Origin of the sequence: Negativibacillus massiliensis, assembly GCF_900148495.1 — a bacterium.
GTDB classification, from domain to species: Bacteria; Bacillota; Clostridia; order Oscillospirales; family Ruminococcaceae; genus Negativibacillus; species Negativibacillus massiliensis.
On sequence record NZ_FTRU01000006.1, the window covers coordinates 238,492 to 258,903 of the forward strand.

At 44.3% G+C, this 20,412-nt stretch carries 21 protein-coding genes and 1 rRNA gene; 8 read left to right on the forward strand and 14 right to left on the reverse strand.

Features of this window, described 5'->3' with window-relative positions; genetic code table 11:
* Positions 1-152: 152 nt before the first annotated feature.
* From BQ5375_RS02610 to BQ5375_RS02640, 7 genes are all read left to right on the forward strand, one after another.
* The gene (locus BQ5375_RS02610; RefSeq protein ID WP_076917359.1) at positions 153-716 is read left to right on the forward strand and encodes a biotin transporter BioY; all 564 of its coding nucleotides are present in this window, start codon (positions 153-155) and stop codon (positions 714-716) included.
* A gap of 100 nt (positions 717-816) precedes the next feature.
* Entirely contained in the window at positions 817-1,461 is a 645-nt protein-coding gene (locus tag BQ5375_RS02615) for a pentapeptide repeat-containing protein (RefSeq protein ID WP_076917360.1), read from the forward strand.
* Positions 1,462-1,476: 15 nt separating this feature from the next.
* On the forward strand, positions 1,477-1,914 hold the full coding sequence (locus BQ5375_RS02620; RefSeq protein ID WP_076917361.1) for a YaiI/YqxD family protein: 438 nt from the start codon (positions 1,477-1,479) through the stop codon (positions 1,912-1,914).
* Entirely contained in the window at positions 1,911-2,159 is a 249-nt protein-coding gene (locus BQ5375_RS02625) for a CPCC family cysteine-rich protein (protein ID WP_076917362.1), read from the forward strand. Before BQ5375_RS02620 ends, BQ5375_RS02625 begins: the two co-directional genes overlap by 4 nt.
* A 180-nt stretch (positions 2,160-2,339) precedes the next feature.
* Positions 2,340-3,992 (forward strand): glutamate--tRNA ligase, encoded by a 1,653-nt coding sequence (gene gltX, locus BQ5375_RS02630; protein ID WP_076917363.1) that lies wholly within the window; start codon positions 2,340-2,342, stop codon positions 3,990-3,992.
* Positions 3,993-4,481: 489 nt separating this feature from the next.
* The gene (locus BQ5375_RS02635; protein ID WP_022133178.1) at positions 4,482-6,164 is read left to right on the forward strand and encodes a glutamine--tRNA ligase/YqeY domain fusion protein; all 1,683 of its coding nucleotides are present in this window, start codon (positions 4,482-4,484) and stop codon (positions 6,162-6,164) included.
* A 78-nt stretch (positions 6,165-6,242) separates the two neighbouring features.
* Entirely contained in the window at positions 6,243-6,725 is a 483-nt protein-coding gene (locus BQ5375_RS02640; RefSeq protein ID WP_022133177.1) for a GNAT family N-acetyltransferase, read from the forward strand.
* A 119-nt stretch (positions 6,726-6,844) separates the two neighbouring features.
* On the opposite strand, the gene ybaK is transcribed toward BQ5375_RS02640, so the two are convergent.
* Both ybaK and pepT read right to left on the reverse strand, forming a co-directional pair.
* Positions 6,845-7,321: a Cys-tRNA(Pro) deacylase gene (ybaK, locus tag BQ5375_RS02645; RefSeq protein ID WP_022133176.1), complete on the reverse strand. Its 477-nt coding sequence runs from the start codon at positions 7,319-7,321 to the stop codon at positions 6,845-6,847.
* A gap of 403 nt (positions 7,322-7,724) precedes the next feature.
* A complete protein-coding gene (gene pepT / locus BQ5375_RS02650) occupies positions 7,725-8,945 on the reverse strand; it encodes a peptidase T (protein WP_022133175.1) in 1,221 nt (406 codons plus the stop codon).
* Between the two features lie 401 nt (positions 8,946-9,346).
* On the opposite strand from pepT, the gene BQ5375_RS02655 reads away from it, so the two are divergent.
* Positions 9,347-10,168: a hypothetical protein gene (locus BQ5375_RS02655; protein ID WP_076917364.1), complete on the forward strand. Its 822-nt coding sequence runs from the start codon at positions 9,347-9,349 to the stop codon at positions 10,166-10,168.
* A 61-nt stretch (positions 10,169-10,229) separates the two neighbouring features.
* On the opposite strand, the gene BQ5375_RS02660 is transcribed toward BQ5375_RS02655, so the two are convergent.
* The 12 genes from BQ5375_RS02660 to rrf all read right to left on the reverse strand — a co-directional run bounded on the left by BQ5375_RS02660 (position 10,230) and on the right by rrf (position 20,375).
* On the reverse strand, positions 10,230-11,090 hold the full coding sequence (locus BQ5375_RS02660) for a YitT family protein (RefSeq protein WP_076917365.1): 861 nt from the start codon (positions 11,088-11,090) through the stop codon (positions 10,230-10,232).
* 262 nt (positions 11,091-11,352) lie between these two features.
* The gene (locus BQ5375_RS02665) at positions 11,353-12,729 is read right to left on the reverse strand and encodes an alanine/glycine:cation symporter family protein (protein ID WP_076917378.1); all 1,377 of its coding nucleotides are present in this window, start codon (positions 12,727-12,729) and stop codon (positions 11,353-11,355) included.
* Between the two features lie 506 nt (positions 12,730-13,235).
* Positions 13,236-13,787, reverse strand: coding sequence for a flavodoxin family protein (locus tag BQ5375_RS02670; protein ID WP_022133171.1), 552 nt, complete (start codon positions 13,785-13,787; stop codon positions 13,236-13,238).
* A 39-nt stretch (positions 13,788-13,826) separates the two neighbouring features.
* A complete protein-coding gene (locus tag BQ5375_RS02675) occupies positions 13,827-14,237 on the reverse strand; it encodes a hypothetical protein (protein ID WP_022133170.1) in 411 nt (136 codons plus the stop codon).
* Positions 14,238-14,247: 10 nt separating this feature from the next.
* Positions 14,248-14,673, reverse strand: coding sequence for a hypothetical protein (locus tag BQ5375_RS02680; protein ID WP_022133169.1), 426 nt, complete (start codon positions 14,671-14,673; stop codon positions 14,248-14,250).
* A 128-nt stretch (positions 14,674-14,801) separates the two neighbouring features.
* Positions 14,802-15,905, reverse strand: a complete 1,104-nt coding sequence (locus BQ5375_RS02685; RefSeq protein ID WP_022133168.1) for a metallophosphoesterase — start codon at positions 15,903-15,905, stop codon at positions 14,802-14,804.
* 1 nt (position 15,906) lies between these two features.
* Positions 15,907-16,593, reverse strand: a complete 687-nt coding sequence (locus BQ5375_RS02690) for a class I SAM-dependent DNA methyltransferase (RefSeq protein ID WP_022133167.1) — start codon at positions 16,591-16,593, stop codon at positions 15,907-15,909.
* Between the two features lie 152 nt (positions 16,594-16,745).
* The gene (locus BQ5375_RS02695) at positions 16,746-17,744 is read right to left on the reverse strand and encodes a GGGtGRT protein (RefSeq protein ID WP_022133166.1); all 999 of its coding nucleotides are present in this window, start codon (positions 17,742-17,744) and stop codon (positions 16,746-16,748) included.
* 20 nt (positions 17,745-17,764) lie between these two features.
* Positions 17,765-18,457: an iron-sulfur cluster assembly scaffold protein gene (locus BQ5375_RS02700; protein WP_022133165.1), complete on the reverse strand. Its 693-nt coding sequence runs from the start codon at positions 18,455-18,457 to the stop codon at positions 17,765-17,767.
* Between the two features lie 138 nt (positions 18,458-18,595).
* A complete protein-coding gene (locus BQ5375_RS02705) occupies positions 18,596-19,348 on the reverse strand; it encodes a MerR family transcriptional regulator (protein WP_022133164.1) in 753 nt (250 codons plus the stop codon).
* Positions 19,349-19,442: 94 nt separating this feature from the next.
* Complete coding sequence (locus BQ5375_RS02710; RefSeq protein ID WP_022133163.1) at positions 19,443-20,198, reverse strand: aminoglycoside adenylyltransferase domain-containing protein; 756 nt, start codon at positions 20,196-20,198, stop codon at positions 19,443-19,445.
* A 60-nt stretch (positions 20,199-20,258) separates the two neighbouring features.
* A 5S ribosomal RNA gene (gene rrf / locus BQ5375_RS02715) occupies positions 20,259-20,375 on the reverse strand.
* Positions 20,376-20,412: the final 37 nt, after the last annotated feature.

A 20,412-nucleotide genomic window follows, 5' to 3' on the forward strand; every position in this document is an offset into this window, starting at 1 on the left:
CAGCCGAAAAAGAAATTCCCTTATCCTTCTTCACCAAACAATTCAAAAATTTCTCCTGATCTATTGACAAAAACGATGAAGCAATATATAATTTGTAACTGTTGATACTTTTGTAATATCTGTTACATTAATTTAGGGAGGATGAGCAAACAATGCGGCAAAACTCTAAGGTAAGGGACATCAGTTTAATGGCACTTTTTTCTGCACTGACTGCAATCGGTGCATTTATCACAATCCCCATTCCACCTGTACCATTTACGCTTCAAATCTTTTTTGCGATTCTTGCCGGAGCACTGCTTGGTTCCAAACGAGGCTTCATCAGTGTTGGAGTATATGTACTGCTTGGATTATGCGGACTTCCGGTCTTTACCAAAGGTGCAGGATTATCCTATATCTTCCAGCCAACCTTCGGATATCTTGCCGGATTTATTCTGGGAGCATGGGTGTGTGGAAAGGTGATCGAGGTGCGCAAAGACTACTCCTTCAAGACCATGCTGCTGGGATGCTTTGCCGGAGCAGGAACTGATTTTGCCATTGGTGTTGTATATTTTTATGTCATTATGAACCTTTATCTCGGCAAGGGTATGAGTCTGTGGGCGGTGCTGTACTCCACCTTCCTCATCTTCATTCCGGCAGATGCTGTCCTGATGGTTCTGGCAGCATACCTTGGCAAGCGCCTTACCCCTATTTTAAAACGAGAACAACTCATTTCATGATACTTCTTCTTCATTAGAGACGGTCGGACTATTTTGAGTCTGACCGTTTCTTGTTTTGCACAGCAAAAGCTGATACAATAGGGAAAAAGGAGCGATTATGATGAATATAGATTCCCCAAAATCCTCTCAGGCACAGAAAAAAGGTAATCTTCTTTATGATCTAATTTTATCCCAGCAGCAGGACGAAGAAGAAATTCAAAACACCCTTTATCAAAATCAGGTTCTGGAAAACTTTGTCGGCAGCAATATGGGGTTTAAAAACTGCACCTTCCAAAGTTGTCAGTTCTTAGACTGCCGGATGAGTAACTTTTCCTTTGTGGATGTGATGATGGAAAACTGCAATCTTTCCTCCTGCCAGCTGTACGACCTTGCAACCCAGCGGGTGAGACTAAAAAACTGTAAACTGATGGGCACCAATCTGAGCCAATCCCTGCTTCAGAACACCGCCTTTCTCGGCTGCAATCTCCGCTACGCATCCCTCTCCGGTTCCAAACTAAAGGCAGTAGAATTTAATGGCTGCTCGCTGGAAGAGGCAGATTTAAGCGAAGGGAAATTCAAATCGGTCGAATTTTCCGACTGTGACCTACGAAAAATCCAGCTGCTCCACACCCCTCTTGACGGAATCGACCTGCGCAGCTGCGAAATCGGCGGATTGAAACTGAACATAAACGACCTCAAAGGATCGATCGTAACCGCGCAGCAGGCAATTGACCTTGTCTCCTTTTTAGGGGTTGTTGTCCGATAAAAATGGAGGAATTTTATGAAGATATTAGTCGATGCAGATGCCTGTCCCGTAGTTGATCTGACTGTACGGGAGGCAAACAAAAGACAGATTCCCATTATCCTGATTACCGATACCTCTCATGTTTTAAACCGCACCGATGCCCAAATCATTACAGTGGAAAAGGGCAGTGATTCTGCGGATTTTAAGCTGGTCAACCTTGTTGAGAAAAATGACCTTGTAGTGACTCAGGACTATGGTCTGGCAGCAATGGTACTAGCAAAGGGCGGACGAGCACTCAATCAAAATGGGATGATCTATTCTGAGCAGAACATGGACACCCTGCTGTTTACCCGCCATGTCGCCAAAAAAGTACGGATGGCAGGCGGCCGAACGAAAGGTCCTCATAAACGGACAAAGGAACAGGACGAAGATTTTCTGCGCACTCTACAAAAAATACTGGAGGGAAATATATGAAATATTCTTGCCCCTGCTGTGGGTATTACACATTTCCTGTACCCGCTGACCAAGCTGTCGCTTATATCTGTCCCGTATGCTGTTGGGAAAACGATGTATTTATCGAAAGTGATGAGGAACCCAGCGACGAAAACCATGGCTTAACGTTAAATGAAGGACGGGAAAACTTTAAAAAACATGCTGTATGTGATTTGCGGCGAAAGCAGTATGTTCGTCCTCCGACAGAGGAAGAAAAGCATCCATAAAATTTATTTGCAAAGGGGAGCTTAAAATGGCTTCCCTTTTTCTTTGCACAAAACCAGGAAAGCCCTTTTATTTCCATAAGATTTGTGGTATCCTAGTATTTGTAAAAATATTGATTTTTCGTATAAATCTATACTATTTCGGACAAGTCCGAATGTGTTTGATAAAGGAGAGAGAAAAACATGGATCATCAGCGTCTGGCACAACTGCTTTTCCCTGACATTACAACAACACCAGAGGACATCGAAAAGATGTATCCACCAAGAAATCTTCCAGAAGGAGCAAAAGTTACCCGTATGGCACCAAGCCCAACAGGCTTTATGCATCTGGGCAACCTGTTCAGTGCTATCGTCGGTGAACGTCTGGCTCATCAGAGCAACGGCGTATTCTTCCTGCGTATTGAAGATACCGACCTCAAACGTGCTGTGGAAGGCGGCGTGGAAAAAATTATCAATGTCTTCAACCATTATGGCTTAAACTTCGATGAAGGTGCTACCATCGATGGCGACAACGGTGCTTATGGTCCATATCGACAGCGTCAGCGCGCAAACATCTACCAGACCTTCGCAAAACAGCTGGTAGAACGCGGACTTGCTTACCCATGCTTCTGCACCGAAGAAGAGCTGACCGAAATGCGTGAAAAACAGCAGGAAATGAAGATCAACTTCGGTTACTACGGCGAATGGGCAAAATGCCGCAATCTGAGCTTTGAAGAAATCGAAGCAAACATCAAAGCTGGCAAACCATACGTTCTGCGCTTCCGCTCCGAGGGTGATCCAAATAAGAGATTCACCCATCACGACCTGGTAAAAGGCGACATCGAGCTGCCGGAAAATGATCAGGACATCGTTCTGCTCAAATCCGATGGCATTCCTACTTATCACTTTGCTCACGTAGTTGACGACCACCTCATGCAAACCACACACGTTGTCCGCGGCGAAGAATGGCTTGCTACTTTGAACATTCATCTCCAGCTGTTCCGCACCATGGGATGGAAAGCTCCAAAATATGTTCATACCGCTCAGCTGATGAAGATGGACGGCGGTTCTAAGAGAAAACTTTCCAAGAGAAAAGACCCTGAGCTTGCTCTGGACTTCTACAACGCAGAAGGTTATCCGGTTCCATCGGTGCTGGAATACCTGATGACACTCTTAAACTCCAACTTTGAGGATTGGAGAATGGCAAATCCAACCGCTCCGATGAACGACTTCCAGTTCACCACCAAGAAGATGAGCAACAGCGGTTCCCTGTTTGACATCGACAAATTAAAAGATGTCAGCAAGAATACTATCTCTGTTATGAGCGCTGACGAGGTCTACAACGAAGTAACCACCTGGGCAAAAGATTTTGATCAGCAGCTGTACAGTCTGCTGACTGCTGACGAGCAGAAAGCAAAAGCAATCTTTGCAATCGGCCGCGGCGGAGCAAAACCAAGAAAAGACCTTGCTGTTTGGAGCGAAGTCAAGGATTATGTTGCTTTCTTCTACGAAGAGCTGTTTACTCCGGCAACCGAATATCCGGAAAACATTTCCAAAGAGGACACCCTTGCAATCCTCAACCAGTATAAAGGCATCTACAGCGCAGCAGATGACGGCGAAGTTTGGTTCAACAAGGTTCGCGAGATGGGCGAAGCACTCGGATTTGCCGGCAAACCAAAGGATTACAAGAAAAATCCAGATCAGTTTAAAGGTCATGTCGGCGATGTCAGCCAGGTTATTCGTCTGGCAATCACCGGCAGAACCAACTCCCCTGACCTGTGCAGCGTAATGCAGATTCTGGGCGAAGAAACCTGCCAGCAGAGACTTTCTCAGGCAATTGAAACTATCGAAAAATAGAAAGTGTAGGCACGCCGAAGGCGAACAAAAGTTTTTGGTTGAGCTTTTTGAAAAAAGCTCATGGGGGTACGGGGGCAACGCCCCTGTGACACTCAAAAAAGGAAACAAAAACGGTAGAGACTTGTATGCAATTTTGATGCTGCCGCACGTCAGTGCGTGGCACACGGTAAGTGTGCCTGCTCACAGTAGTGCGTCACATAAGACGGAACAAGTTTTAACTGTCACAAATCATCCACTGGATAATTTGTGAGAATCGTGTATTGAAACCATCGGCTCTTGAACCTCTTTTCTCTTGTAAAAGAGGTTCAAACTCCAGAAAATACGCCTGACGAAAAGAGTTGAACTTGTTCAACTCGAATATTTCGCTCGTTGCGACGAGCGAACAAAGACGCTGTCTTTGGATTCTGCCACCTTTTAAAAAAGGTGGACGAAAACTTCTTTTTCTATTATAAGAACTAACATTTATTTCCCCCGAAAGGACTGAATATAATGGCTGACGAAAAAGTTTTGGACACCGAAAATATGTCCAACTTTATCCATGATATTATTGACGAAGACCTCGCCGAAGGCAGAGTAGAGAAAATTCACACCCGTTTCCCACCAGAACCAAACGGCTACCTGCACATCGGTTCTGCAAAAGCAATCTGGATCAATGCCGGAACCGCACAGAAATACGGCGGTCTGTTTAATCTCCGTTTTGACGACACCAACCCTGTCCGCGAAGACGATGAATATGTAAAATCCATCGAAGAGGACCTGCGCTGGCTGGGTGCTGAACCGACCGGCGGTATCTACTACGGCTCCGATTACTTTGATAAATGCTATGAGTTTGCAATCAAACTTATCAAAGAAGGCAAAGCATATGTTGACGATCTGAGCGCTGACGAGATGCGCGAATACCGCGGCACCCTGACCGAACCTGGTAAGGAAAGCCCATACCGCAACCGTTCTGTTGAAGAAAACCTCGATCTGTTCGAGCGCATGAAAAACGGTGAGTTTGAAGACGGAAGCCACACTCTCCGCGCAAAGATTGACATGGCATCTCCAAACATGAACCTGCGTGACCCTGCAATCTACCGTATCGTTCATGCACATCATCATCGTCAGGGTGACAAATGGTGCATCTATCCACTGTATGACTACGCTCATCCAATTCAGGATGCTCTGGAAGGTATCACCCATTCCCTGTGCTCCATCGAATTTGAGAACCATCGTCCACTGTATGACTGGGTTATCAACAACGTTGGCTTTGAGCACAAACCACATCAGTACGAATTTGCCCGCCTGAATGTTACCCACACCGTTATGAGCAAACGTTACCTGCGCGAGCTGGTAGAAACCAAGAAGGTTGACGGCTGGGATGACCCAAGAATGCCTACTATCTCCGGTCTGCGCCGCCGTGGCTATACTCCAAGCGCAATCAACGAGTTTGTTAAAAAAGCAGGCGTTGCAAAGGCTTACAGCATTGTAGACATCGGTCTGCTGGAACACTGCATCCGTGATGAGCTTAACACCAACGCTCAGCGCCGTGTTGCTGTTCTTCGTCCAATCAAAGTCGTTATCACAAACTATCCAGAGGACAAAGAAGAGTACTTTGAACTGCCAAACATTCCAAAGAATGATGAAGCTGGTGTGAGAAAAGTTCCATTCACCCGTGAACTTTACATCGATGCAGATGACTTTGCTGAGGTACCACCTCCGAAATTCTTCCGTATGAAACCAGACGGCGAAGTTCGTTTGATGGGCGCATACATTGTAAAATGTAACGAGGTCATCAAGGACAGCGAAGGCAACGTTGTTGAGCTGCATTGTACCGCTGATCTGGAAACCGGCAATGGTAACCCTGTTGACGGCAGAAAGATCAAAGGAACCATCCACTGGGTATCCGCAAAATATGCTATCGATGCAACTGTTCGTCTGTACGACTACCTGTTCACCCTGGAAAATGTAAACGATGTTCCAGAAGGCACAAACTATCTGGATTACCTCAATCCAAACTCCCTGACCGAACTGACCGGATGCAAGCTGGAACCAGCTCTTGCTGATGCAAAAGTTGGGGACAAATTCCAGTTTGTCCGCACCGGCTATTTCTGCAAGGACAGCAAGGATGAAGGGGTATTCAACCAGATCGTCGGACTCAAAGACAGCTGGGCAAAAGAAGCTAAAAAGTAAACTACAACGTCCGGCAGCGAGGAGCTGTCGGACGCTTTTTCTATCTTATACTATGGACCCAAAAATCGGGAGGTTAACATGAAAATCAGACACGCATGTCATGACGATCTAAACACAATCATGAGCGTCTACCAACACGCAAAAAAGGTAATGGAGCAAAGCGGTAATCCGGGACAATGGGTAAACGGATATCCGTCCCGAGAACTGATCGAAGGCGACCTTAGAAAAGAACGCCTGTTCGTTCTGGAAAATGAGGGACAGGTCGAAGCGGTATTTGTTTACTTTATTGGGGATGAACCAAATTATCACAAGATAGAAGGAGCATGGCTCAATGATGCACCATACGGGGTTGTTCATCGGGTTGCTACTGCTGGAAATGTGCGCGGTGCAGGACAGTTCTGTCTGGACTGGAGCTATGAACAGTGCCATAATCTGAGGATTGATACCCACGATGACAACCGCATCATGCAGCATATTCTGGAAAAGACAGGATATGTTAAGTGCGGACGAATCTATGTCGAAGACGGTTCCCCTCGAATTGCCTACCACAAAACTGCATGATAATAAAACACAAAAAGACACCGGATATCAGTCCGGTGTCTTTTTATATACCACAAGTTTGTGTCGCAGGGGTTTCACCACAGCACATCTTGTGCTGTTTACTCCCACACAAACTTTAATTATGCAAGAACATCCGCATACACGCCGCCGCAGGCTCTGAGCAGATCGTCCGGTTTGGCTTCAATCTGGAAACCGATCTTTCCACCACTGACCACCATTGTTTCCTGCGCCTGTGCAGAACTGTCAAATACGGTGCGGTAATTTTTCTTCATTCCAATCGGCGAGCATCCACCGCGGATATATCCTGTCACCGCGTTGATCTGTGCCACAGGAATCATCTCCAGCGATTTCTCCCCGAACACCTTTGCTGCTTTTTTCAAATTCAGCTCATGTTCGACCGGAAGGACACATACAAAGTAATTTCCACTGTGTCCTTTGGTTACCAGTGTCTTAAATACCTTTGCCGGGTCCATTCCTACCTTGCGGGCAACTGCTGCCCCGTCGATATGTCCATCCGATGCGTCATAGGTGTGCATCTCATAGCTGATTTTTTCTTTTTCCAGAATGCGCATTGCATTCGTTTTTGGGATACCCATGGTTCCACCTCCAAAAAACAAAAGTTTTTGGCTGAGCTTTTTTCAAAAAGCTCGTAGGGATACGGGGGCAACGCCCCTGTGAAATAAACAAATAAAAAAGAGATATGATAGGGGCTGACTGCTGTTTCGATACACTCGCACGGCAGTGCGTGGGCGCACGACTGTGCGCCCACATGTGAAGGATTATTTAGCTGCCTGCTCACAGGCAGGGTACTACCGTACCACAGCACCGAAACGGCTTCTCTACCCTTATCGTTTTATTTGTTTTTGTTTTGTTTCACAGGGGTTTCACCCCCGTACCCCCACAAACTTTTGTGTACAAAAGTTTGACAAAAAACTTCTGTTTTCACTCTATCGCAACCCATCGTTGCGTTGTTGGCAAACTGCGTGCAGGCTCAGCCTGTTATTCTGCGTAAATCTTTACGATGTTGACCAGAGTCTCGGTCATCTTATCCATCGATTCAACCGGAATATACTCGAATCTTCCATGGAAGTTGTGGCCACCGGTGGACAGGTTTGGACATGGCAGTCCCATGTAGGACAGTCTAGCGCCGTCTGTACCGCCTCTGATCGGAACGGTCTGTGCTTCTACACCACACTGAGCAAATGCTTTTCTTGCGTTGTCAATCAGGTGCATATGTGGCTCAATCTTTTCTTTCATATTGCGGTAAGATTCCTCGATGGTCAGTTCAAAGGTACCCTCACCATATTTCTTGTTGAGGTAGTCTGCAATATCCTGCATAACCTGTTTTTTCTGATCATATTTTGCTGCATCGTGGTCACGGATGATATAGTGCAGTTCTGCTTCCTCCACACGACCCTTGATGCTGTCCAGATGGAAGAATCCTTCATAGCCCTGAGTATATCTTGGATTCTGTTCTACTGGAAGCATATTATGGTATTCCATTGCAAGCAGAGAAGCGTTGAGCATTGCATCTTTTGCGGAACCTGTATGGATGCTCAGACCATGTACAACAACCTTTGCAGAGCCTGCATTGAAGTTTTCATATTCCAGTTCGCCCAGTTCACCGCCGTCAACGGTATATGCGAAATCTGCGCCAAAGCCTTCCACGTCAAAATAGTTTGCACCGCGGCCAACCTCTTCATCTGGTGTAAATCCAATGCGGATTTTGCCATGTTCAATCGAAGGATTGTTGATCAGCTCTTCTGCCATAGTCATGATTTCTGCGATACCTGCTTTGTCATCTGCACCGAGCAGAGTAGTTCCATCTGTTACGATCAGGTGCTGACCAACATATTTCTTGAGGCTTGGATATTCTTTCTCTGTCATAAGGATGTTCTTTTCCTCATTGAGCAGAATGTCTCCACCCTGATATTCTACAATCTTTGCCTGGATATTGTCGCCGGAAGCATCCTCAGCGGTATCCATGTGTGCAATCAGGCCGATTACCGGTTTATTTTCTTTTCCTGGAGTTGCAGGAATGGTTCCATATACATAGCCCTTATCATCCATAAAAGCATCTTCAATTCCCAGTGCTTTCATCTCAACAACCAAAGCTGCGCCCAGAACTTTCTGGCTTTCGGTCGATGGAATTGTTTTTGATTCATGGTTAGACTGGGTTCCAAAGCTGACATAATGCAGCAGTCTTTCATGTGCTCGCATAATAATTTTCCTCCTAATCTTGTATCAGTTAAACAGAAATTTTAATAAATCTGCTTTTATTTTGCATCTTTATTATACATCTGCTCTGTCTCTGGCGCAACAAAGATGTTAAAAAAATCCTTGAATTCTTGTCAGCTTTGCAGATATTATTTTTTCTTTCTTTTTGCTACAATTATAATATAAAGAGTCATCTATTCCATTCAGATAAAAAGGAAGTGACATTATGAAAAAGATTCTCCTTCTTGCACTCGTGCTGATTTTGCTCTGCTCCTGCCAGGCTCAACCTCAGGAAAATACAGAGAACCACTCCATCCCCTGCTCCGGTCGAAGAGACACAAAACACTGACCTAAAAGATACAAAATCTACGGAAGAACAGAAAACGACCGATACACCGTCTGCTTTGTCCTGTGCTGAGCTGGATCGAATTGCGTACGAAATCATTCCTGATTTTGGGGAACCCATCTCTTTTAGTTCATCCGACAAAAACATTTCCTATTACCTCACCGATGATTTTGAATTATTTGGATGTACAGGTATCGCCGGTCACAACACCATTCTGGCTCACCGCTTTTCCGATGACAGCTGGCATGATGTAAATTTGGGAGATTACTCGGCTCAACATATTACCCGCATCAGCATCGATCAGGAAAATCCCAAACAGCTGTGCATCACCGTTGACGGCTACAACTTCCACTTTGACCACATGCTCAACGATTTTGAGCGCACCCTGCGCTTTGATGAAAATTTCCAAAACCCAGAGGTCATTTCCTATGGCGGAAGCGAAAACTTCTGGGAAGCTGACCTGTTGGATGTGGCTTCTTTGGAAAACATTAAGATCAAAGACATCCAATTTGCGGACAAATCCGCCGCCTTTACCTTCGATCTTGCCGGAGAATCGGTTGGCAATGGTTATCCTTATCCTCATATTTCGGTTAAAAAAGACATCGACCTAGAGAAAAAAGATGGCGACAAACTATACTATATCTACAAGTTCTATTTTCACAACATTAAAAATGAATTTTCGCAGGAATGGATTGACAACCTGAAAACTACCCTTAACGCCGAAGAAGTATCCGTAGTTTCTTATGATAATCCCGATACTTTTGAAGGAACTCTGCTCAAGATTTCCTGCTGGTATGAACCGGGACTGAAAGTGAAAATTGATCTTCCTGATTCCGATGATTTTCCTGGAGAAGTTATTTTTACCGTTTACACAGAATAACCGAATAAAAGAAAAAGTCTGGCTTTTTAAGCCAGACTTTTTTGTTGTTATCATCTTGAGATTAGTTACCACCGCGGAAGCCTTTACCAATGATTTCACTTGTATTGGTAATCAGCACGAAAGCATGCGGATCGGTCTGTTTGATGATTTTCTGTAATTTGACACCCTGCTTTTTGCTCTGCGCTGTCAGGATGATCGTCTTGTTGGTGTGCTCAAACAAACCTTCTGCGTTATAGATGGTAGCACCCCTGTGAAGGGTGTTTGTGATATAGTCGTAGATTGCGTCCGGTTTATCGGTAATGATCGTAAAGGACTTGTAGGTGTTCATATCCTCCAGGAAGAAGTCTACCGCGAAGGAACGGATTACCAGACCTACAATCGAGAACAAACCGGTAGTTGGTCCAAACGCAACAAAGGTCATGATGGTGATAAAGAAGTCCACAATCAAAAGTGCTCTTCCGATGTGACATTTAAAATATTTTTTAACCACCATTGCAATAATATCGGTACCACCAGTGGAAGAACCGATATTAAACAGCATTGCTGAGCCCCATGCCGGCAAAAACACGCCCAGAAGCAACTCCATAAATGGCTGGTCGGTCAGCGGCTGTGTCATTGGCCACAAAAATTCCATTACCTTGAGCATTGCCGAAAATGCGATTGTAACATAGAAAGTTTTGAAGCCAAATTCTTTTCCAAGAAGAATCAGGCCCAAAATCAAAAGTGCGATGTTGATAACGGATACAATGGTTCCGTTGCTCAGGGATGGATAATAATGGGTCAATACTACCGAAAGTCCGGTGACACCACCAGTCGAAAAGTTATTTGGGAATTTAAAAAAATAGGTTCCCACTGCGGTCAGCAGTGTGCCGACATTCAAGATCAGAAAATCTTTAACCTGTGCCTTTGTTTTTTCCTGCATAACATCATCCCTTTTCTTTGTAAAATCAAAAGTATTTTTAAATTATACCGAGTAGTGATGTGTTTTGCAAGTGTAAAACGGTCATTTTCCCTTATCTTCAAAAAAAAACTGGATAAACTTACAGTTTATCCTTCCAATAATAACAATCCATCGGTAAATTGAATAGTTGATTGTATTCCCGCAGAAAAGGCAAAAGAAAAAGCACCCGATTGGGTGCTTTTTTCCAGATAGACATGTATCATGAATGTCAAGTAATCGAAACTTATTTAACTTTTGCAGGTTTCTGAGATTTCCAGTCTGCATACAGTTCTTTAGCAACACCGGACAGAGCCCACAGACCAAGTACGTTAGGGATTACCATCAAGCTGTTAAACAGGTCGGACAGGTTCCATACGAGTTCAACTTTCAGAGCAGAACCGATAACGATGAAGATAGTTACCAGAACAGCGTAAGGTTTTACAGCTTTTGTACCAAACAGGTATCTTACGTTCTTTTCGCCGAAGAAGTACCAACCAACGATGGTGGAGAATGCGAAGAAGAACATACAAATTGCGATAAAGATAGAACCGAAGGAACCGAAACCAGAGTTAAATGCAGCCTGTGTCAGAGCAGCAGCACTCAGTGGCTGGTTGTATTCGGTCAGCTGACCAGTACACAGTACGGAGAATGCAGTCAGGTTCAGGATGATCAGAGTATCAATAAATACACCCATCATAGCAACCATACCCTGGTCACAAGGATGTTTAACTTTTGCTACAGCGTGAGCATGTGGGGTAGAACCCATACCAGCTTCGTTAGAGAACAGACCACGAGCAACACCGAACTGAATTGCTTTAGAAACTGCTACACCAGCAAAACCGCCGAGAGCTGCTTCTGGGTTGAATGCACCGACAAAAATCTGTCTGAATGCTTCTGGAATCATACCTGCATTCATGATGATCAGAACCAGAGCACCAATGATATAGAACGTTGCCATAATTGGAACGATCTTTTCTGTTACAGATGCGATACGGCCAACGCCGCCAAGGAAGATGAATGCGGACAGGATAGCTACAATAACACCAACGATAACAGGGTTAATACCAAATGCGCCTTTGAAAGCGTCAGCGATGGAGTTTGCCTGTACCATGTTGCCGAAGAAGCCCAGAGCCAGAGTAATCAGAACTGCGAAGATAGCAGCCAGAACTTTACCGAATGTGCCTTTGTAAGCTGCACGGATATAGTAAACAGGACCGCCGGTAACCTCACCGGAATCGTCTACTGTCTTATATTTCTGTGCCAGAGATGCCTCTACGAAGATGGTTGCCATACCGAAGATAGCGGATACCCACATCCAGAAGATAGCACCAGGACCACCCATTACCATAGCAGTTGCAGCACCAGCCAGGTTACCTGTACCTACCTGAGCAGCAATCGCTGTTGCCAGAGACTGGAAGGAAGACATACCGTCTTTGCCAGCCTTTTCACCATTCAGTTTAATGTTTCCAAATACAGCCTTGAATGCGTGACCGAATTCTCTGAACTGTACACCACCAAGTCTAATAGTAAACCAAATACCGGTACCTACCAGCAGCACTACCAGGATTTTACCGGACAGGACACCCTGCAACGCCACTACCACTTGGTTCAATTGATCCATAAAAGCTTCCATACATTTTTCCTCCTCAACATATGATTTGTTGGTGATTGTCGGTAGCTTTATTATAACTTAAATCAACATATTTGTCCATAGATTATTAATAACTCGGTTTATTTTTGTTCACATTGTTTATATGCAGGCACATTAATATAAACTAATACTGAATTTTTTTATCTTTTACGTACAGTGGGCAAAGTTTATTTGTACATTTTCACAACACTATTTCTTTCGTTTTAAATGAATTTGTATCTCTATTCTAATCGAAATAACAATTTGCACAATGCCAAATTTTAAAAACGTATTCGTTAGAATTATATTTGTATTTCTATCAAGTACATTTTTGATATAATTCTCTATATAGAAATCATATTCTTCTTTTTCTGCGAATTGAGCGCTCTGATTTTGTTAAAATATTGTTTTTTATTGTATATATTGTAATTTGTATAAGATGACATGAATTTTATCTGCAGTTTACTTTTTCTTCATATTTTAATTTCCCCTTTTCCCTATTCCCTATTTAAGAATTTTGCAAAATCAGCGATATCTTTCACGATTTCCTCATTATCGATTGGCTGCTGAATATCCGTACGGAAGAAGCATACCGGGTCAAACAGCTCTTTTGCATTCATCTGATGCAGCAGTACCGCCGAAGTATTGAGCGGTGCAGTTGCAGTTCCCTTTCCGCCTCCCAGCAGAATCATACCGCCTCTCTTTGGCTTGGTCACGATCTTTTCCTGGCGAAAACGCTTTGCTGCCCAGTAAACCTGCAAACGGCTGAGCAGGCTTAACAGTGGTCCTGTAATCTCACAGAAATAAACTGGAGAAGCAATGACGATATTGTCGCAGTCCCGGATGTAAGCATCGATTTCCTGCCAGTCGTCCTTGACACAACATTCTGAATGTTCCCAGCAATAACGGCAGTCCATGCAGGCTTTTACATCTACATCGTGTGCGTCCACAATCAAAGTTTCTCCTTCCAGCTGTCGAACCAGCTCTTCGATCAAACTTTGCGTGTCCCCATTCTTTCTTGCAGAACCGTTAAATATCAGCGTTTTCATCTCGATCATCCTTTTCCCTGTAAAATTACAGTTTGTTTATCAGTGCCAGCCGTCAAAAATTCCCTGCGCCACCGTCTCAAAAAACGCCCCGCAGTCCTTTTTGGACCGGTAAAACTTACCATCTTTATAAATGATATTTTCATCTGCTCCGACAACGATACTGCTGCCGTCCTTCATCTGATAGGTTATCATGGTATCTGGAAGCTGTTGCTCCGAAACAGGTCCCCAACAACGCAGACCGCGTGCAATCAGTACAGATAATCCCAAATCCTCCTGGGAAATCTCCTGCACCTTCCCATCTATCTCCAGGATTGCCCCAACAACCTCATCTTCTTTTGGCATTCCCAAAATCGGCAATCCCTGCATCAGCGTTGTACCGATCATGACTCCCAGCATACAGCCCAGAAAAATGCCAATCCATTTTCTCACTTTTACTTTTTTATCTGCCATCTTTCTTCACTTACTCGCCGAAGAAAATTCCTTCCACCACATTCTGGAACAATTCTCCGTTTGTCCCTTTTGGTGCATAATATTTGCCATCCTTATAGATTGTGTCTTTATCTGCACCGACAACAACTTCGGTTCCATCTTTCATCTGATAGGTTATCACTGCCTTCGGCATGGTCTGGTCGCATTCTCCGACCCAACGTTTCAATCCTCCGGCCAGATCCACTGCAATCTGCATATCTTCCGGCGTTACCTCTACTGTTTTTCCATCAAAGCTTACTGTTGCTGTGTTTACCTCGTTAAGCTTGGGTGTTCCTGTCAGCGGGATTCCAAAAACCACACCGAACAGTACCACAGAAAGCAAAATAAAAAAAACTACACCCAAAATCAGGTCACGTACAGCATTTTTACGGGCAGTCTGCCCTGGATTTTCTATCATGTTTGTCCTCCATTAAATCGTATTCTTTTTTATTATACACTGTTTTGTTTGCTTCGAGAAGTCGAAAGAAAGCACAAAGAGATTGTCAAAAATCAAGCAATCTGCTTTGTGCTATGTTGTGAGATTTCCTATTTATTTTCAGTAATATCTTCTAAGGTGCCGAAATACCAACCCAGCAATCCGTTCTTTTTCACCAAAGCTCCCCTGCTGGTTCTTGCTACGACGCTGACTTCATCCCCGGCATCTATTTCCAGCTGATAGTCTGTGGTTTCATCGGTGTACATTTTTCCTCTCCATTCAACCAGAAGGGAACTTGGAATCCACATCTCGATACCGCTATTTTCCGCCCTGCACAGGGAGAGGTCCCCTTCCTGCTTTATTACCTGCACCACGTTATCCGGCCAGTGAATACTGTGTGCTTGCTCAGAGGCGCTCTGTGCCTGCACAGCAACCGTTTTGGGCAGATCATCCACACAATCCCATATAAACTCCTCTGAGCCACCCTCCGGGATGATCAGGGCGTTGAGCTGACCGCTGTTCTTAACCACACAGCCGCCGTCGATACTAATTAACTTTCTTTTGTGATCAATCAGCACCGCACAGTCAATCTTTTCCTTGTTATAAAGGCAGGTCGGAAAATGTCCTACGATGCACCAGCGGGAAAAAGAAATTTCCCGTGAAAAGAACCAATCGTTCTTTACGCATTTGATCTTCTCCTGCTTCTGCAGATCCTCTGACTCGATTCCCGCATGCACAAAAATGTAGTGCTCACTTTCCAGAATATCCGGCAACTCCCGCAGATAATCCCATTCCGCCTGAAAAGCTGCTTTCAGCTGCTGTTTCATCGCGGTTACATCCATCTGCTCTGAAACTTCGATTCCAAGCTCCATGCACATTTCGTTAAAGATGCTGTTTCGGCTGAGCATATAGCCAAGCAAATCCTCGTTTGCCTGATTATCCTCCGTCTCCAGCTCATCCCACAGCCAGTCGTTGTTCCCCAGTACCTGATAAACGGTATATTCCTTTGTAAGCTGCATAACATAGCGCAGTGTTGCCAGCGACTGCGGCCCTTTTTCCAGCACGTCCCCGTCAATCACCAGAATATCTTCCTTGGAAAAGCCTACCTTTTTCAAAAGATTCTGGAAGTTTTGCAGATGGCCATGGATATCACTGATCACGATGATTCTTTTTCCCTTTGGAAAACTCACCTGTTTTACCGCTGCTTTTTGCATCTTATCTCCGCTCCTTTTTTACAACCGCAACCATCATCACAGGAAAATCCGGAAGAATGGACGTCATTCCACTTTCCAGGCACTCTAATCCGGCACTGTGAATCTCTTTGTGCATGGTATCAAAATTCACAATACGGCAGGAAGTCCCTGCAATCATCATATCTTTGCCTGTCTGTTCATGGGTTCTGGACTGTAAGGTAAACGCGTCATCGGGATTGGAACAGGACTCGAATTCTCCATTCCCCATCGTTCCAATCAAAGCAATCCCATTTTCTTTTAAATGTTCGCCGATGAAATTATAGAATTTCTTTCTGTCCTCATCCAGCACAAACATATGCAGAACCGCCACGGCATAGATAAAATCAAATTTTTGTTCCAGCTTCTCATTGAGGCAGTCCAGCGTACAAAAGTTCTCCCGAAAATCAGAAAATTTCTCTTTGCAGTAATCAATTGCTTCTTTGGAAAGATCGGTTGCCAGAATATGATAGCCTTCTTTTAACAGGTAAGCTGCATCCCGTCCTTCACCGCAGCCGATTTCCAAAATTTCTGCCTGTTTTGTGATTCCATATTTTTGGATGACCTGTCCCACAATCTTGGAAGGAGAATCAGAAAACCACTGGACTCCTTCCCTGTGTACCTGCTGATAACGATCCTCATAGGCTTCATAATAGCTTCTTTTTTGTTCCATTTTTCCTTCCTCCTATCCTTTTTCCGTGATAAAAAATATTATAGCACAGATTTCTGTTCTTTACCGCTGATACTCTTTTGGAAAAGCAGACAAAATAAAAACAGAGCCTCGTGGATTTTCCACAAGACTCTGTGAGAGATGTTGATAATCAACTATTTGTTTGCTTCTTCAACAGAAACAGCACAAGCAACAGTTGCACCTACCATTGGGTTGTTACCCATACCGATCAGGCCCATCATTTCAACGTGAGCTGGAACGGAGGAGGAACCTGCAAACTGTGCATCGGAGTGCATTCTACCCATGGTATCGGTCATACCGTAGGAAGCAGGACCAGCAGCCATGTTATCTGGATGCAGGGTACGGCCTGTACCGCCGCCGGATGCAACGGAGAAGTATTTTACGCCGTTTTCAACGCACCATTTTTTGTAGGTACCTGCAACAGGATGCTGGAAACGGGTTGGGTTGGTGGAGTTACCGGTGATGGAAACGTCAACCTTTTCTTTCTGCATAACTGCTACGCCTTCCTGAACGTCGTCACAGCCGTAGCATCTTACTTTTGCTTTGTCGCCGTCAGAGAACGCAACTTCACGAACAACGCTCAATTCGCCGGTGAAGTAGTCATATTTTGTCTCAACATAGGTAAAGCCGTTGATTCTGGAGATGATGTATGCAGCATCTTTGCCCAGACCGTTGAGGATAACATGCAGAGGAGTTTTTCTTGCTTTGTTAGCGGTTCTTGCGATACCGATTGCACCTTCAGCAGCTGCGAAGGATTCGTGTCCAGCCAGGAAGCAGAAGCAGTTTGTTTCCTCTCTGAGCAGCATTGCGCCCAGGTTACCGTGGCCAAGACCTACTTTACGGTTTTCTGCAACAGAGCCTGGGATGCAGAATGCCTGCAGACCGATACCGATTGCTTCAGCAGCTTCAGCTGCTTTGGTGATGCCTTTTTTCAGTGCGATTGCTACACCCAGAGTGTAAGCCCAAACCGCATTTTCAAAAGCGATTGGCTGTACGCCTTTTACGATCGACTCAACGTCGATGCCCTTCGAGAGACAGAGGTCTCTGGCTTCTTCCAGGGAGGTCATACCGTATTCTTTCAGAGCTGCCTCAATTTTAGGCATTCTTCTTTCCTGTCCTTCAAATTTAGCCATGATAATTTCCCTCCTGTCCCTTATTCTTCACGAGGATCGATGTACTTCGGTGCGTTTTCATAACGGCCGTATGTACCGATGTTCTTCTCGTATGCTTCTTTTGGATCCATACCGTGGCGGATTGCTTCGAGCATCTTGCCTACGCGTACAAATTTATAACCGATTGCTTCGTTGTTTTCATCCAGAGCAACCGACAGAATGTAACCTTCAGCCAGTTCCAGATAACGAACACCTTTTGCTCCGGTGGAGAAAATGGTACCAACCTGGGAACGCAGACCTTTACCAAGGTCTTCAAGGCTAGCGCCGATCGGCAGACCGTCTTCGGAGAAAGCAGTCTGTGTTCTGCCGTATGCCAGCTGTTTGAAGATTTCACGCATTGCAACGTTGATTGCATCACATACAAGGTCAGTGTTGAGTGCTTCCAGAAGAGTTTTTCCTGGGAGAATCTCGCCAGCCATTGCAGCGGAATGGGTCATACCGGAGCAGCCCAGTGTTTCAACCAGAGCCTCCTGGATAATACCATCTTTTACGTTCAGTGTCAGTTTGCAGCAGCCCTGCTGTGGTGCGCACCAGCCAATACCATGAGACAGACCGGAAATATCAGAGATCTGATATGCCTTTACCCATCTTCCTTCTTCCGGAATTGGAGCCGGACCATGATGTGGACCTTTTGCGATTGGGCACATCCTCTCTACTTCATGAGAATAATTCATATCGGTAACTCCTTTCAGATTGTGATCAAGCTAATTTTGTTCCTTCTTGAGTCCTCTTCTTCTATTATAAAAGGAATCACTCGATTTAGCAAGGACTTTCTCGTTAAATGATTATCAAATTGGATACTTGCCAAAAAATTATCGGTTTTTGCAATAAACTTCAATTGCTTTTGCAAAAAATTGCGCTGTCCCCACCTGATAACGGTCGATATTTGCAAGAAAACGTTCATCGGCGCAATACATCTGACCCAATCCCTGCAAAATTTTGGGAGTGCAGGTATAATAATTTTTCGTGATATGCTGTCTCCATTCTTCCACCAGCTGCTGTGCTTCTTCACCTGCTGGGTCAGTTCCAACCAGTGCCGAAATTCGTTTTAGCAGCTCCTGCATCTCTCCCAAAACCAGATTCCACTCCTCTTTGCTTCGTCCTTTGGTTTTCTCCTGGCTTTCTTTCCAGGCATCGGTTTTGCCAAAGCGTTCCTTTGCTTCCTTCTGATACTGTTCCATTGTACTCTTATCAAATGCGCTGAAGTTCATATTCAGTTCTCCTTCCTCATTCCATCCCTGTTCGGTTAGCTGAATCAATCGTTCCAACCGCTCTTTTTGCAGGATTAAAAGTTTTCTTTGCTCCATCAAGGCCTTCTGATAATCAAAATCTGGCTGGTTTAAGATTTTAATAATGTCTTTCAGTGGAAATTTTAGTTCCCGAAAAAACAAAATCTGTTGCAACTTTTGCAGATTCGCCTGTGTATAAAGCCGATAGCCGCTTTCACTGACCGCAGCCGGCTTTAAAAGCCCAATTTGATCGTAATATTGCAGTGTGCGCACACTCACCCCGCTCAAATTTGCTGCTTGGCTGATGGTCATTACTTTTGGGGATTGATCTTCCATTGTTTATCCTCCTTTCTGAGCTGCTTTCAGTCTACACTATGACGCAACGTCAGAGTCAAGAGCAAAAAGAAAAAACATCCGATTAAAATTTCTTTTATCGGATGTTCTGAATTCTTTCTATCAAATATTTTGCACATTCCTCTAATCCATCCTGAGGTCTGCTCCATAAAATACCTTGTTGATAACATTCCTTTGCCTGCATAACCTGCCTTGCTGCCCAAGATGGTAGAAGAGGAAAAGCCCAATCCGCTCCTTGTGGTTTTGATAAAACTTTCTGCTCCTCAAATGCCGCCCAAACACGGCAAAGATTCAGCAGTACCGATACCGGATCAAGCAAAACGTCTTCAAGTGCTGTACACACATCTCTCCAAATGCTGTCCAGATAGTCCGTAAAGGGAACTTCACCAAAAACAGCATCCACTTCTTTTCCACAAAGCACAATCCCATTCTTTTTAATTACCATAAAGTGTGCTGCCAAATCATAATCAACACCTTGCATCTTATTACAATATTCTTTTAAATTTTCTTCGTATTCTTTTTGATGCATGGGAGAATAATGTAACTGATAAGGGGTTGGATAAGAAAAAAGACGACAATCTCTCTGGAGTACAATGCTCATTTCCAACCCTTTTGCTGGGGCTAAATTTTTACTTTGCAAAATTACAGAGATTATCTTTTCCTTTTCCTCTAATCTTAAAGGCTCCTTTACAACCACGATAAAGTCAATATCACTGGCATCCGTTGCACAACCAAACGAAACGGAACCATGAAGATAAATCCCTACCAGATTATCTTTTAAAATCACCTGAAACTCTTTCGAAATTTCCTGTAGTATCGTTTCCCACTTCATTTTCCATCTTCCTAATTTTGAATATAACAAAAAAGCGACTCGATTATTCGAGTCGCTTTGTGTTGGCACCGCTCTATTTTCCCGGGCAGTCACCCGCCAAGTATTTTCGACACTGGTGAGCTTAACTTCTGTGTTCGGAATGGGAACAGGTGGATCCTCACCGCCATTAGCACCAACTATTTAATTAGGGGAAGTATGTTCCCTCAAAATTGAA

Coding starts and splice junctions, on each gene's coding strand:
- BQ5375_RS02670 (WP_022133171.1), bottom strand. CDS start 13,787: ATGAAAACGCTGATATTTAACGGTTCTGCAAGAAAGAATGGGGACACG.
- BQ5375_RS02635 (WP_022133178.1), top strand. CDS start 4,482: ATGGCTGACGAAAAAGTTTTGGACACCGAAAATATGTCCAACTTTATC.
- BQ5375_RS02680 (WP_022133169.1), bottom strand. CDS start 14,673: ATGATAGAAAATCCAGGGCAGACTGCCCGTAAAAATGCTGTACGTGAC.
- ybaK (WP_022133176.1), bottom strand. CDS start 7,321: ATGGGTATCCCAAAAACGAATGCAATGCGCATTCTGGAAAAAGAAAAA.
- pepT (WP_022133175.1), bottom strand. CDS start 8,945: ATGCGAGCACATGAAAGACTGCTGCATTATGTCAGCTTTGGAACCCAG.
- BQ5375_RS02615 (WP_076917360.1), top strand. CDS start 817: ATGAATATAGATTCCCCAAAATCCTCTCAGGCACAGAAAAAAGGTAAT.
- BQ5375_RS02660 (WP_076917365.1), bottom strand. CDS start 11,090: ATGCAGGAAAAAACAAAGGCACAGGTTAAAGATTTTCTGATCTTGAAT.
- BQ5375_RS02695 (WP_022133166.1), bottom strand. CDS start 17,744: ATGGCTAAATTTGAAGGACAGGAAAGAAGAATGCCTAAAATTGAGGCA.
- BQ5375_RS02705 (WP_022133164.1), bottom strand. CDS start 19,348: ATGGAAGATCAATCCCCAAAAGTAATGACCATCAGCCAAGCAGCAAAT.
- gltX (WP_076917363.1), top strand. CDS start 2,340: ATGGATCATCAGCGTCTGGCACAACTGCTTTTCCCTGACATTACAACA.
- BQ5375_RS02620 (WP_076917361.1), top strand. CDS start 1,477: ATGAAGATATTAGTCGATGCAGATGCCTGTCCCGTAGTTGATCTGACT.
- BQ5375_RS02710 (WP_022133163.1), bottom strand. CDS start 20,198: ATGAAGTGGGAAACGATACTACAGGAAATTTCGAAAGAGTTTCAGGTG.
- BQ5375_RS02625 (WP_076917362.1), top strand. CDS start 1,911: ATGAAATATTCTTGCCCCTGCTGTGGGTATTACACATTTCCTGTACCC.
- BQ5375_RS02700 (WP_022133165.1), bottom strand. CDS start 18,457: ATGAATTATTCTCATGAAGTAGAGAGGATGTGCCCAATCGCAAAAGGT.
- BQ5375_RS02675 (WP_022133170.1), bottom strand. CDS start 14,237: ATGGCAGATAAAAAAGTAAAAGTGAGAAAATGGATTGGCATTTTTCTG.
- BQ5375_RS02610 (WP_076917359.1), top strand. CDS start 153: ATGCGGCAAAACTCTAAGGTAAGGGACATCAGTTTAATGGCACTTTTT.
- BQ5375_RS02685 (WP_022133168.1), bottom strand. CDS start 15,905: ATGCAAAAAGCAGCGGTAAAACAGGTGAGTTTTCCAAAGGGAAAAAGA.
- BQ5375_RS02640 (WP_022133177.1), top strand. CDS start 6,243: ATGAAAATCAGACACGCATGTCATGACGATCTAAACACAATCATGAGC.
- BQ5375_RS02690 (WP_022133167.1), bottom strand. CDS start 16,593: ATGGAACAAAAAAGAAGCTATTATGAAGCCTATGAGGATCGTTATCAG.
- BQ5375_RS02665 (WP_076917378.1), bottom strand. CDS start 12,729: ATGGATCAATTGAACCAAGTGGTAGTGGCGTTGCAGGGTGTCCTGTCC.